Below are 12,897 nucleotides of genomic sequence, written 5' to 3'. Positions count from 1 at the left end.
TAAAAATTTAAGAGATGTTTACTATCGCTTCTGCTACATAAGGAATGTGTTTTTCAGATAGACCTGCAATATTAATTCGACCATCCCCCACCCCATAAATACCATATTGCTCACGTAGCTGAGTCATCTGGTCTACAGTAAAGCCTAGCACAGTAAACATGCCCTTGTGACTTTCGATAAAGTCGAATTGTGAAGTATTATGTTGATTTCTCAATTGATTACACAAGGTTTTACGCAGGTTTAACAAACGCTGCTGCATTTCACTTAACTCTTGCTTCCAAATTGCAGTTAACTCTTGATTTTGCAAAATCGTTTTCACCAATGCTGCGCCATGGTCTGGTGGCATGGTGTACGTGGAACGCGCTAGCGTCAGAAGTTTGCCTTTTGCATTCGCCACATCTTGCGCATTTTTACCCACAACAATGGCCGCTCCCGTCCGTTCACGATACAAGCCAAAGTTTTTCGAACATGAAGTAGTAATCAACATTTCTTCTATGTTATCAGCCATATAGCGAAGACCTTGAGCATCTTCTTCTAAACCATCGCCAAAACCTTGGTATGCAATATCAACAAACGGAATAAATCCGTTCTTTTGCGCAAGCTTAGTAATTTCTTGCCATGCAGCAAAATCGATATCAGCACCTGTTGGGTTATGGCAACAACCATGTAAAAGCACCACATCTTTTGGCCCTGCTTGTGCTAAATCTTCAAGCATACGTGCGGTATCTACTTGTTTAGTATCACGGCTGAAGTAAGCATAGTATCTCACTTTCAGGCCAGCGGCTTCCATTACAGGTTTGTGGTTCACATAACTAGGATCGGTGATCCATATTGTAGTTTCAGGCTGAGCAATACGCATGAGATCGCCAAGCATTCTCAGCGCACCGCTGGCTCCAGGAGTTTGAATTGCAGCTACGCGATCCATCGCCGATGTTCCTGAAAGCAGCAAATTAACCATGCTTTGGTTAAATTCTTCGCAGCCAGCAAGTCCAACATAAGCTTTGGTGGTTTGTGTAGCGACAACAATGTCTTGCGCCTTAGCGATTGAACGCATGATTGGCGTTTCACCTTGGCTATTGCGATAAACGCCAATGCCTAGGTCAACCTTTTCAGCGCGAGGATCGTTACGATATGCAACGGATAATGAAAGTATTGGATCAAGTGTTGGTGTTGGTAAGTGTGAAAACATGAAAGTCACAACCCTTTGAAATTCAAGCAATGACCTTCACGTTAACACTAGATACAGAATTTTTACAGTCTAAATTGGTGGATTATTTGATTGGAACTACCACGCCATTCCAAGCTTGGATCGGCTTTATCTTGTTCAAATTTACCATCGACTAATACATCAATATATTCAATGACTTGCTGCTGTTCATTACTGAGTTCATTTAACGTGTAGCCGGTCCATAGCCAGATATCTTTACCCTGACATTCAGCTTTAACTCGCTTAACCAAGTGTAATATGGAAGCGACATTTTGTGGATGCAGTGGGTCTCCGCCAGACAATGACAACCCGCGACGTTTAATGCGAGTATCGTTGAGATCAGCAATGATTTGATCTTCTAATGCCGCACAATAAGTATGACCAGATCGCAAAGACCACGTTCCTTGGTTATAACACCCCTTACATTGATGTTCACACCCAGAGACAAACAGCGTGCAGCGTGTCCCTGGGCCATTGACTACGTCAATCGGGTGATATTGATGATAATGCATTGAAATCTCACTGACCCAGTATTACAGATGCTTCACGCGTCGTTTAACTTCTTCTTGCTTACCGAAGTTAAATGGGCGTGCATCTGGGCTACCCAAGTAACCGCACACTCGACGAGTCACCGATACTTTAGAGGAATCATGGTTACCACATTTAGGGCAAGTGAAACCTTTGCTTGTACATTCAAACTCACCGGTATAACCACATTCATAGCATTCATCGATAGGCGTATTTGTACCGTAATAAGGCACGCGGCTATAGCTGTAATCCCACACATTTTCCAACGCTTCCACGTTTCTCTGCATGTTCGGAAACTCGCCATAACAGATAAATCCACCACTAGAAATGTCTGGGTAAGGCATCTCAAAGTCAATTTTATCGTACGGGTTTACTTTCTTCTGAACATCTAAGTGGAAGCTGTTGGTGTAATAGCCTTTGTCTGTGACCCCTTCAATAACACCAAACTCTTTAGCATCAATACGGCAGAAACGGCTACAAAGGTTTTCACTAGGCGTGCCGTACAAGCTAAATGCATAACCGGTTTCTTCAGTCCACAACTCTACGGCATCTTTTAAGTGTTTAATGATATTTAACGCCTGCTCGCGCAATTCACTATCGTCATACACATGCTTCTGCTGACCAAACAATGCGGTGATAGTTTCATGAACACCGATATAACCTAGTGAGATTGAAGCGCGACCATTTTTGAAAATATCCGCAATAGAATCATCAGCTTTCAAGCGCACACCACACGCCCCTTCCATATATAGGATTGGCGCAACTCGTGCTTTCACTTTTTCAAGACGGCTAATACGCGTTTCAAGTGCACGACGAGCAAGTTTTAGTTTTTCATCCAACAATGCGTAGAATTTGGTCACATCGCCACCCGCTTTTAGCGCGATACGTGGTAAGTTCATGCTAACCACGCCTAAGTTGTTGCGCCCTTCGTGGAGTAACTCACCATTTTCTTCGTAAGTATTCAAGAAACTGCGACAACCCATTGGGGTTTTGAATGAACCTGTCACTTCAACCACTTTATCGTAGTTCAAAATATCTGGGTACATACGCTTAGTCGCGCACTCTAGAGCTAATTGTTTGATGTCGTAATTTGGATCTTCCGCTTTGTGGTTTAAGCCGTCTTTGATAGCAAAGACCAATTTAGGGAACACTGCGGTTTTGCGATTTTTGCCTAAACCCGCAATGCGATTTTTAAGAATCGATTGCTGGATCAGTTTTGATGCCCAGCTCGTCCCTAAACCAAAACCGAAAGTAACAAACGGTGTTTGCCCGTTCGCGGTATGTAGTGTATTGACTTCGTACTCAAGGGATTGGAATGCGTCGTAACACTCTTTTTCAGTACGTGAAATAGCAAAATCTTCAGGATTATGGATATCCCACTCTTTGGCGATTTCTAAATGTTTTTCGTAACTGGTGATCACATACGGTTCAAGCACTTCATCAATACGGTTGATGGTCGTGCCACCATAAATGTGACTTGCCACTTGAGCAATAATTTGCGCAGTCACCGCCGTTGCCGTCGAAATCGATTTTGGGGTGTCAATTTCTGCATTACCCATTTTAAAGCCGTGGGTTAGCATCCCTTTTAAATCGATCAGCATGCAGTTGAACATTGGGAAAAATGGTGCGTAATCAAGATCGTGATAGTGAATATCGCCTTCGTCATGAGCCTGCACTATATCACGAGGTAAAATGCGCGTTTTGGCGTAGTGCTTAGCCACAATGCCCGCTAATAAGTCACGTTGCGTTGGGATCACTTTACCGTCTTTGTTGGCATTCTCATTGAGCAAATCTGCGTTGCTTTCTTCAATCAAGCCTTCAATTTCTTGTGTTAAAGCACTCTGTTTTTCACGTGCGATATCACGATCATGGCGGTATTCAATGTATGAACGAGCTAATGCTTTATAAGGACCTTGCATTAGCTCGTTCTCTACCAGAGTCTGAATTTCAGCGATATGGACTTCATCGTAATCTTTGAGCTTTATTTCAACCGCTAGAGCAACATTTAACGCATAAATAGCAATCTCTTTGTCGATATGCTCGGCAGCACTTTCAACAGCAGATTGAATGCGATCACGGTTGAACGGGGCTCTCGATCCGTCACGTTTGATTACGATAGGTTTCACCATTTCTCCTTACCCCGAGCATACCCACAGACTTATCCACAAATACACTATATAGAGCAGTTTATTATCCGACTGACACAATATGTTGTGGCGTATTTAACGAGAACGACTAGTCCAGCGTATTGATTTAGATCAACAAATAACGAGCATCGAACAAGATCAATTCGATCTTAGAGCGTTACTTCTCACTTACAAAAGAAACGATGAAAATTGCAATTTTGCTTGATTTTTTTCTTGAATTTTCACAAAACCTGCTAGGCTAAAGGCTTAGATGAGGCAGACAAAATATTCGTATGAAAAAATCAAAAATTCGACCTGTTTTAACGGCAGGAATACTTTTTACGATCTCTTTTTGTGGATGGGCACAAAGTCTCAAATTAGCAACATGGAATATTGAATGGTTGTCGCTGACGCCGTCGACAAACATTGCCGAGTCACAACGAAGTGAACAAGATTTCTCCGCTCTACAGCACCATTTTACGAATTTCCCACCCGATGTGTTGGCATTTCAGGAAGTCGATAGCCGAGAGGCAATACAGCGCATAGTGGGGATGGAATATAATGTGCTCATATCTGATCGATCAAGCAAAGGCAACCGCCGTTATCAATTTAACGACCAAAATCAATACACCGGCTTTGCTGTACGGCAAGGCATTGCTTTTGCTGATCCTGACGATCTCAATCTCACGCCAAACAACAAGCATAAACTTCGCTTCGCGAGCTATGTGGTGCTTTACCCAAATACCCCACAACAAATTCATTTGCTATCGGTGCACCTCAAAGCTGGCTGTAGCGGGAAATTTCGAGCGAGTTCTACCAGCTGCAAAACCTTAAAAGCACAAGGTCTGGCACTCAACCAATGGCTATTAGAAAAAGAGCGGTTGAATCAAGCCTATGCCATCCTCGGTGATTTCAATCATAACTTGGCCTACCCCAACGACTGGTTATGGCAGGTAATAACAGATGGAGCAGTCCAACCTCCGCAACTAGCGACTCAAGATACTGCCGCTGTTTGCAAGGTACGTTCTAACAAAAACCCACAGCGAACTCATCAGTTTCGCTCTCTGATTGATCATGTGATTGTCAGTCACTCATTAAAGGCATCGCAAACCCAACAGATCACTTACCCGAGTGCCCAAATTCTCAAATACCGCTTGAGTGACCACTGCCCAATAACCAGTGTAATCAATTATTAAGCTAAAAAATGCCGCCTCACTATTGAGCAAGGCGGCAGACGACTTGATTACGCATTCCATGCTAATGGGGGCAAAAACGCTTTTTCATCACTACATAGTACAGAACTGGAATTACCAGCAAGGTCAGCACCGTTGAGACAAATATACCAAAGATAAGGCTGATGGCTAGCCCATTAAAAATGGGATCGTCAAGGATGAATACCGCACCTATCATTGCCGCTAGCGCAGTCAGCATGATCGGCTTTGCTCGCACCGCGGCTGATTGAATCACCGCTTCTGAAAATTCCATTCCGGCTTCCACCTGTTGGTTTATAAAGTCCACCAGCAAAATCGAATTTCGCACAATAATTCCTGCCAATGCGATCATCCCAATCATGGACGTGGCGGTAAACTGCGCGCCTAAAATGGCATGCCCAGGCATCACACCAATAATGGTCAGTGGGATTGGCGCCATAATAATCAAAGGCACAAGGTAAGATTTAAATTGAGCGACCACCAATAAGTAGATCAAAATCATTCCTACACCGTAGGCGATCCCCATGTCGCGGAACGTTTCATAAGTAATGGTCCATTCCCCATCCCAGAAAATTTCTACGCCATTTAAACCCGTTGGTTGATGAATATAGTACTGCTCTACAGGTAGCCCCAATTCATCCATGTTAAGTGCCATTTCAAACATGCCATACAGTGGGCTGTCAGTTTCACCGGTCATATCAGCAACAACCATCACCATCGGTAACAGATTTTTATGCACAATATAGTCATCCATTTGCGTTTGGCGCACTACTACCAAATCAGATAATGGATATGCACTCCCCGTCAAACTTCCAACTTTCATGTTCAGCACTTGCTCTAAGCGAACTTTTGCGGTTTCAGTCGCTTGAATTTGAACAGGAATGGGGTATTTACTGTGCTCACTGTGCAAGTAAGTGACAGGCTTTCCACCCACAGCTGTTGCCAATGCATCAACAATCGATGCATAAGGTACTTGATAGTGAGAAGCTTTGCTGCGATCAATCACCACTTGCCATTTTTGATGAATTTCAGGCAAGTACATATCGACATCAACAATGTCTGGTGTTGAACGAAAAATATCTCTTAATTGTCGCGCAGCTTGCGCTCTGATTTCAGGTGTTGGTCCATATACTTCAGCCAAGATAGGCGACCAAACGGGTGGCCCAGGTGGTACTTCGACTACTTTTACCTTACCGCCAAATCGCTGAGCAACTTCATTAAGTAATGGGCGAACTTCGCTTGCAATGGTGTGACTGTCTTTATCTCGCTCTTTACGCCCAAGCAGGTTAACTTGAATATCACCTTGGTGGGCTTGGTTTCGCATAAAATAGTGACGAACAAGACCATTAAAGTTAATTGGTGCTGCCGTACCTACATAAATTTGGTAGCCACTCACCTCTGGAACATTATTAAGCACTGCACCTAATTCAAACAACACTCGTTGCGTTTTTTCAAGCGATGCCCCCTCTGGCATATCAAGTACCACTTGAAACTCAGATTTATTATCAAAAGGCAGCATTTTTAATACCACGGCTTTGGTCACCGGCAATAAGATTGACCCAGCGATAAGAGCAAACACCCCCATCAGCAACAACCAGCGATTACGCCCCTGCGTTGATGAAGTCACAAAAGGGTTCATAATTCGATGGAAAATACCACTTGCCGCTTTACCTTCTGGATGATGTGGCGCAGATTTAAGAAACTTCCCCGCAAGCCATGGTGAAAGCACAAACGCAACCGCTAGAGAGATCAACATCCCCATCGATGCGTTGATCGGAATCGGGCTCATATATGGTCCCATTAACCCAGAAACAAAGGCCATTGGTAAAAGCGCGGCAATTACGGTTAGCGTCGCTAAAATTGTCGGCCCGCCGACTTCATCAACCGCAACTGGGATAAGCTCCGACAATTTATGCTTGCCCATCGCCATATGTCGGTGAATGTTTTCCACCACGACAATTGCATCATCAACCAAAATCCCGATCGAAAAAATCAACGCAAAGAGTGAAACGCGGTTGAGGGTAAAACCCCATACCCATGAGGCAAAAAGAGTGATCATCAAAGTGACAATAATCGCAATGCCAACCACCATCGCTTCACGCCAGCCCATCGCAAGCACAACTAAAATCACAACCGCAGTAGTGGCAAAAATTAATTTGGCAATTAAGGTATTACTTTTGTCAGCAGCGGTCTGGCCATAGTCACGGGTAATTTCAACGCTGATACCTTTGGGTATCAATTGATTCTCTAGCTCAGCAACGCGCGCTTCTACAACTTGAGCGACTCGCACCGCATTTTCGCCCCCTTTTTTAGCAATGGCTAATGTCACAGCAGGGTAAAGACCTTGTTTATCACTGGTCCAAACATGCTGTGTCGGTGTGTCAACACCTAAGTTCACTGTGGCGACATCAGACAAATAGACTGGCGTATTGTTATGTAGGCCCACAACCAATTGTTTAATTTCTTCTACTCGAGTTAAAAACTGACCTACCTGAACCGGAAACTGCTGATTGTCATGTGTCAACTTCAGCATAGTTGAACTGGCATTCGCCGCCGGTAAATGCTGATTAAGTTGATCTAACGTGATACCAAAGCTGTTCATTTTGACGGGATCTAAGCGAACATCGACAATCGTAGGTTGGCGACCAACAGTGTAAATGTCGCGTGTGCCATCAATCCGCTTAAGCTCGGTTTCTAAACCATGAGCCACTTGCGTGAGTTGTTGAGCATCATAAAGCCCTGACTTATCGGATAAGGTAATGCTGACAATCGGCACATCTTCAATGCCTTTGGGTTTAATGATTGGCTCGCCGACGCCAACACCGGCTGGCATCCAATCTTTATTTGAATAGAGCTTATTATAAATACGCACAACTGCTTCATTACGCGGTACTCCAACTTCAAATATGGCCACAATCATTGCGCCATCAGGTTGGGAAAAAGAGTAAATCTTATCGATTCCTTGGATTTCAGAGATGATCTGCTCGGCAGGGTTGGTCACTAAACTCTCCACTTCCGCTGGCGATGCACCGGGAAAAGGGATGTAAACATCGGCAAAGGTGACATCAATTTGCGGCTCTTCTTCTTTAGGAGTCACCATTACAGCGAATACTCCCATCAGCAAACCAACCAAGGCTAACAAGGGTGTCATTGCTGAATTCTGGAATGCTTTTGCTATTCGTCCTGAAATACCTAAACGACTATCCATATCACTCACCTACTTGTGTAAACGCACGACTTGCAACCGTGTCACCTTGCTCCAAGCCAGACAACACTTCGACATATTCACCATAGGTTTGTCCTAAACGTACAGGGTTCAAAATACGTTGTTCATCCACCATGCGATACACCGCGCTAAGTTCAGCTCGGCGCAAAACTGCCGAATTCGGCACAAGCATGACATCACGTTGACCGTAGTTAAATTCAGTTTTGACCCACATTCCTGGCATAAGAGTTTCTGCAGAGTTGAATTGCCCTGTTTGTGGTAAATCTAAGCGAATTTTGAAGGTGTGAGATTGAGGATCTGCATAACTAAACAGGCTAAATTCTGTTGGTGTGATTTTTTCGCCACTAGGCGCGATGACTTGAAATTGGTCAATGGTCGTCACATTAGGTTGATAACGTTGTGGAATCTCAGTTTCTACTCGCAATTTATCCAATGAAAAACCGCTAATCAGTGCCATTCCTGGCGAAACCGTTTCGCCTAACTCAACATGACGTTGAGTCACAACACCGTCATAAGGTGCCGTAATATTGGTGTAGCCTAGTGATTCTTTCGCTTGTGATACGGCAGCTTTTGCCGCTTTCACAGCGGCAGCGCTGCTGCGCGCTTTCGCTTCAGCACCATCCATTTGGTCTTGAGAGATCGCGCCTTTAGGAAAGAGTAAACGATAACGTTTAATCTGAGCTTGGGCTTCTCGGTTTTGTGCTTCAGCGCTGGCTAACTGAGCTTGAGATGCATCTAAAGATGCCGATTGCTGAACCGCACTGATTTCAAGCAGAACCTCACCGCTTTTAACATAGTCGTTTACGTCAACATATAGACCAACAACACGGCCAGACGTTTGTGCTGCCACCGTACCCTTATTCACAGGCTGAACAACACCGTCAAGTTCAACTCGTTGCGGTAGTCGTTCACTTTTTACTGTGTATAAAGCACTAGCATAGGCGCTGATCCCGTAACTACTACTGACTAAGGCAATTAATACACTCCAAGATAGCCTTTTCATCTTTCCCTCACTTATCATTACGATTCCATCTACCTATACCAGTTTAGATACACTAGGCAGTTTGTGTTTGACGTTTTTTACTATTGTTAATACAGATCAATAAATTAGTAGTGCCTAGTCCAACCATCATCGAAGCGAAGAAAATCCAAACGCCGCTATTTCCTAATGCTAAAGTTGACAACGCTGGTCCCGGACAAATACCAGCCAATCCCCAACCAATACCAAAGATTGCCGCGCCGGATACTAACTTTGCATCGATATTACGGTTATTCGATAAACAGAATTGTTCAGCATTGACTGGTTTCTGTCTTGGTTTAATGACCAATAAGTACATTGGCATAAAAACCGCAAGCGCTCCGCCCATAACAAACATTAAACTTGGATCCCATGCGCCAGTGATATCTAGAAAACCGACGACTTTTGCTGGGTCTGCCATGCCAGATAACACCATACCTAAACCAAATAACAGGCCCGCCACTAAAGACGTTAATCGAAACAACAGATTGTTCATTTTTACACTCACTTAACTAAGATGAAGACGCACAAACACAGTCATGGCTGCAACCACCATGAAAACACAAGTAGCAACAATAGAACGAGGAGATAAGCGGCCGATACCACAAATCCCGTGCCCACTTGTGCAACCGTTCCCTAAGCGTGTACCAATACCAACCAGTAACCCTGCCAATACCAGCATGCCACTACCAATCGTAAAGGTTTGAGGTACTTCTGCACTGAAGAAAAGCACACCCAACACACCACCTGAAACCATGCCAAGCGCAAACAATAAACGCCATGCAAAGTCACGCGTTTTGGGCGTCATCAACCCAGTTAAAACACCACTAATTCCTGCTATCTTGCCATTAAATAGCAACATTAATGTGGCTGATATCCCTAGTAAAACACCACCAAACAACGATTCCCAAGGAATGCTAAAAGCCATTATTTTTCCTCTATTCTCACTAATTACAAAATACGGTTTGTAAGCTTTGGATAAGCTGAGCAATGCGCGAATCAGACAACGAATAGAACACCTGTTGTGACTCTTTTCTTGCTTGAATAATGCCGTGCTTACGCATTACGGTTAGATGCTGAGAAAACGCCGACTGGCTCAACGCTGAACTTTGTTGCAGCAGCCCAACCCCTACCTCACCATTTATTAACTGGCAAAGCACCATCAAGCGTTCTGGGTGAGCTAACGTTTTTAGCAGCTCAGACACTTCGATAGCATTGGTTTTCATTTGCTCAATATTGATCGATGTAGCATCCATCATTATTCCTCCGCGATACATTTAAATTAGATGATACTAATAAATGTAATTTAGTCAATGCTTATTTAGTTAATGCGAATTTAGATAAATTAACATTAGACTTTTCTAATTTACAGGATTATAGTGATTTCAATTTCCAACGGAGGGTAACAATATGACTATTGAAAATGGCGTACGAGTATTGGCGGGCAGTATGATATTGCTTTCGGTAATTCTCACGATGTTTGTACATCCCAACTTTGTTTGGTTAACCGTATTTGTCGGTGTAAACCTTATCCAAAGCGCTTTTACAGGGATTTGCCCTGCTGTATTTTTCTTGAAGAAGCTTGGCCTAAGTTAAGGGGATATATCCCTAAGCCAAGCTTTTGATTAATTTTTTTGGAGTGAGTTATGACTAAAATTGTGATTACTGGTGGTGTTGCTGGTGGCGCATCAGCAGATGCCCGTGCCCGTCGTCTAAGTCAAGATGCTGAAATCATCATGTTCGAGCGCGGCCCTTATGCATCGTTAGTGAAATAGATAATTGACTACATTTTTTGATTTTTCCTTTTTAATTTATCTATATCATTGATTTTATGGAGATCAGCATGACCAAAATCGTAATTATTGGCGGTGTTGCAGGTGGTGCATCAGCAGCAGCTCGTGCAAGACGTCTTAGTGAAGACGCACAAATCATTATGTTTGAAAGAGGCCCTTTCGTTTCGTTCGCTAATTGCGGGTTGCCGTACCATATCGGTGGAGACATCAAAGAACGCGGTAATCTTCTACTTCAAACGCCGGAAAGTTTCCTTGCACGTTTTAATGTAGACGTACGTGTGATGAATGAAGTACTTCGTATCAACCGCGATAGTAAAACCATTACGGTTCGTAATCTGTTAGACCAAAGTGAATACACTGAAAGCTACGATTTCCTACTTCTAAGCCCTGGTGCAGGCCCAGTTGTTCCGCCGATCCCAGGTTTAGATAACCCATTGACGCATTCACTGCGCAATATCCCTGATATGGATAAAATTATCCAAACCATTAATACCAACCAAGTTGACCACGCAACTGTTGTGGGTGGTGGTTTTATCGGTTTGGAGATGATGGAAGCGTTCCACCAACTTGGCATTAAAACAACCTTGCTAGAAATGGCAGACCAAGTGATGACGCCAGTAGACCGTGAAATGGCAGGTTTTGCTCACGCAGAAATTCGCGCAAAAGGCATTGATTTACGCCTATCTACAGCCCTGAAGTCAGTAGAATTTAAGCCAACAACATCATTAGCAAGCATGGATTCTGGTCAGAAAGAACACCAACATATTAATGGCGAGCTTGAGTTGACGCTAAGCGATGGTGACACACTCACTACTGATATCCTAATCATGGCGATTGGTGTACGCCCTGAGACTAAATTAGCTTCAGAAGCTGGTCTGCAAATTGGTGAGCTTGGTGGTATTTATACTAACGAATACCTGCAAACCAGCGATCCATCTATCTACGCGGTCGGTGATGCCATCGAAGAGAAAGACTTCGTCACTGGCAAACAAACTATGGTTCCTCTAGCAGGGCCAGCTAACCGTCAAGGTCGTATGGCAGCAGATAACATGCTTGGCCGCAGCGAAACTTACCAAGGTACTCAAGGTACTGCTATTTGTAAGATCTTTGACCTAGCGGTGGCTTCAACAGGTAAGAATGAGAAGCAGCTAAAACGCGAAGGCGTTGAGTACGAAAAAGTGTACGTACACACCGCCAGCCATGCGAGCTACTATCCAGGCGCTGAAGTGGTGTCGTTCAAAATGCTGTTCGATCCAAAATCAGGCAAAATCTTCGGTGCGCAAGCAGTGGGCAAAGACGGCATCGACAAGCGTATCGACGTGATGGCGGTAGCTCAACGTGCAGGCATGACAGTAGAACAACTACAACACTTAGAGCTGACTTACGCGCCACCATACGGAAGTGCGAAAGACGTAATTAACCAAGCGGCATTCGTAGCGAACAACCTAATCAAAGGCGATTCAACAGCAATTCACTTTGATGAGATTGATAACCTAACCGAAGACCAACTGTTATTAGACGTTCGTAACCCAGGTGAGCTACAAAATGGTTACCTACCAGGTGCAGTTAACATTCCTGTTGACCAACTTCGTCAACGTATGGACGAGCTACCAAAAGACAAAGAGATAGTTATCTACTGTCAGGTAGGTCTGCGCGGAAACGTGGCATACCGTCAGTTAGTGAACAACGGCTATAAAGCACGCAATCTACTTGGTGGTTACCGTACTTACCTGTTTGCGAAAGCTTAATAACATATCGATTTCTATTAGTTAGATATTGGCCAGCACT

The 12,897-nt window shown here is 43.9% G+C and carries 12 protein-coding genes; 4 read left to right on the top strand and 8 right to left on the bottom strand.

Translation table 11 applies throughout. From position 1 onward, the window contains the following. Positions 1-7 precede the first annotated feature (7 nt). The 3 genes from HGG78_RS10405 to nrdD all read right to left on the bottom strand — a co-directional run bounded on the left by HGG78_RS10405 (position 8) and on the right by nrdD (position 3,861). Positions 8-1,189 carry an amino acid aminotransferase gene (locus HGG78_RS10405; protein ID WP_053310638.1) on the bottom strand — a complete coding sequence of 394 codons (1,182 nt, stop codon included), beginning with the start codon at positions 1,187-1,189 and terminating at the stop codon, positions 8-10. Between the two features lie 62 nt (positions 1,190-1,251). Then, entirely contained in the window at positions 1,252-1,719 is a 468-nt protein-coding gene (gene nrdG / locus HGG78_RS10400) for an anaerobic ribonucleoside-triphosphate reductase-activating protein (protein WP_172532840.1), read from the bottom strand. Positions 1,720-1,740: 21 nt separating this feature from the next. Further along, complete coding sequence (nrdD, locus tag HGG78_RS10395) at positions 1,741-3,861, bottom strand: anaerobic ribonucleoside-triphosphate reductase (protein ID WP_172532859.1); 2,121 nt, start codon at positions 3,859-3,861, stop codon at positions 1,741-1,743. A 293-nt stretch (positions 3,862-4,154) separates the two neighbouring features. Between nrdD and HGG78_RS10390 the strand changes: the two genes are divergently transcribed. Further along, on the top strand, positions 4,155-5,057 hold the full coding sequence (locus HGG78_RS10390; RefSeq protein ID WP_172532839.1) for an endonuclease/exonuclease/phosphatase family protein: 903 nt from the start codon (positions 4,155-4,157) through the stop codon (positions 5,055-5,057). Between the two features lie 61 nt (positions 5,058-5,118). Here the strand turns inward: HGG78_RS10390 and HGG78_RS10385 are convergent, their stop codons facing one another. Genes HGG78_RS10385 through HGG78_RS10365 form a run of 5 tightly spaced genes read right to left on the bottom strand, consistent with a single transcriptional unit; the run spans position 5,119 to position 10,572 of the window. After that, complete coding sequence (locus HGG78_RS10385; protein ID WP_172532838.1) at positions 5,119-8,280, bottom strand: efflux RND transporter permease subunit; 3,162 nt, start codon at positions 8,278-8,280, stop codon at positions 5,119-5,121. Between the two features lies 1 nt (position 8,281). After that, the gene (locus HGG78_RS10380; protein WP_172532837.1) at positions 8,282-9,301 is read right to left on the bottom strand and encodes an efflux RND transporter periplasmic adaptor subunit; all 1,020 of its coding nucleotides are present in this window, start codon (positions 9,299-9,301) and stop codon (positions 8,282-8,284) included. Positions 9,302-9,353: 52 nt separating this feature from the next. After that, positions 9,354-9,812, bottom strand: coding sequence for a YeeE/YedE family protein (locus HGG78_RS10375; protein WP_172532836.1), 459 nt, complete (start codon positions 9,810-9,812; stop codon positions 9,354-9,356). Positions 9,813-9,824: 12 nt separating this feature from the next. Continuing rightward, complete coding sequence (locus HGG78_RS10370; protein WP_168524576.1) at positions 9,825-10,244, bottom strand: YeeE/YedE family protein; 420 nt, start codon at positions 10,242-10,244, stop codon at positions 9,825-9,827. A 19-nt stretch (positions 10,245-10,263) separates the two neighbouring features. Beyond that, the gene (locus tag HGG78_RS10365) at positions 10,264-10,572 is read right to left on the bottom strand and encodes a metalloregulator ArsR/SmtB family transcription factor (RefSeq protein ID WP_420895668.1); all 309 of its coding nucleotides are present in this window, start codon (positions 10,570-10,572) and stop codon (positions 10,264-10,266) included. A gap of 154 nt (positions 10,573-10,726) precedes the next feature. Between HGG78_RS10365 and HGG78_RS10360 the strand changes: the two genes are divergently transcribed. The 3 genes from HGG78_RS10360 to HGG78_RS10350 all read left to right on the top strand — a co-directional run bounded on the left by HGG78_RS10360 (position 10,727) and on the right by HGG78_RS10350 (position 12,857). Next, the gene (locus tag HGG78_RS10360; protein WP_053310630.1) at positions 10,727-10,912 is read left to right on the top strand and encodes a YgaP family membrane protein; all 186 of its coding nucleotides are present in this window, start codon (positions 10,727-10,729) and stop codon (positions 10,910-10,912) included. Positions 10,913-10,962: 50 nt separating this feature from the next. Then, positions 10,963-11,091: a pyridine nucleotide-disulfide oxidoreductase gene (locus tag HGG78_RS10355; protein WP_172532834.1), complete on the top strand. Its 129-nt coding sequence runs from the start codon at positions 10,963-10,965 to the stop codon at positions 11,089-11,091. Between the two features lie 68 nt (positions 11,092-11,159). Further along, complete coding sequence (locus HGG78_RS10350; protein WP_172532833.1) at positions 11,160-12,857, top strand: FAD-dependent oxidoreductase; 1,698 nt, start codon at positions 11,160-11,162, stop codon at positions 12,855-12,857. Positions 12,858-12,897 lie beyond the last annotated feature (40 nt).

The organism is Vibrio aestuarianus (genome assembly GCF_012395185.1).
GTDB lineage: Bacteria > Pseudomonadota > Gammaproteobacteria > Enterobacterales > Vibrionaceae > Vibrio > Vibrio aestuarianus.
The sequence above is the reverse complement of the archived record's forward strand: the minus strand, read 5'-3'. Positions and strand labels throughout refer to the sequence as shown.

Coding starts and splice junctions, on each gene's coding strand:
- HGG78_RS10405 (WP_053310638.1), bottom strand. CDS start 1,189: ATGTTTTCACACTTACCAACACCAACACTTGATCCAATACTTTCATTA.
- nrdG (WP_172532840.1), bottom strand. CDS start 1,719: ATGCATTATCATCAATATCACCCGATTGACGTAGTCAATGGCCCAGGG.
- HGG78_RS10390 (WP_172532839.1), top strand. CDS start 4,155: ATGAAAAAATCAAAAATTCGACCTGTTTTAACGGCAGGAATACTTTTT.
- HGG78_RS10385 (WP_172532838.1), bottom strand. CDS start 8,280: ATGGATAGTCGTTTAGGTATTTCAGGACGAATAGCAAAAGCATTCCAG.
- HGG78_RS10380 (WP_172532837.1), bottom strand. CDS start 9,301: ATGAAAAGGCTATCTTGGAGTGTATTAATTGCCTTAGTCAGTAGTAGT.
- HGG78_RS10375 (WP_172532836.1), bottom strand. CDS start 9,812: ATGAACAATCTGTTGTTTCGATTAACGTCTTTAGTGGCGGGCCTGTTA.
- HGG78_RS10370 (WP_168524576.1), bottom strand. CDS start 10,244: ATGGCTTTTAGCATTCCTTGGGAATCGTTGTTTGGTGGTGTTTTACTA.
- HGG78_RS10365 (WP_420895668.1), bottom strand. CDS start 10,572: ATGGATGCTACATCGATCAATATTGAGCAAATGAAAACCAATGCTATC.
- HGG78_RS10360 (WP_053310630.1), top strand. CDS start 10,727: ATGACTATTGAAAATGGCGTACGAGTATTGGCGGGCAGTATGATATTG.
- HGG78_RS10355 (WP_172532834.1), top strand. CDS start 10,963: ATGACTAAAATTGTGATTACTGGTGGTGTTGCTGGTGGCGCATCAGCA.
- HGG78_RS10350 (WP_172532833.1), top strand. CDS start 11,160: ATGACCAAAATCGTAATTATTGGCGGTGTTGCAGGTGGTGCATCAGCA.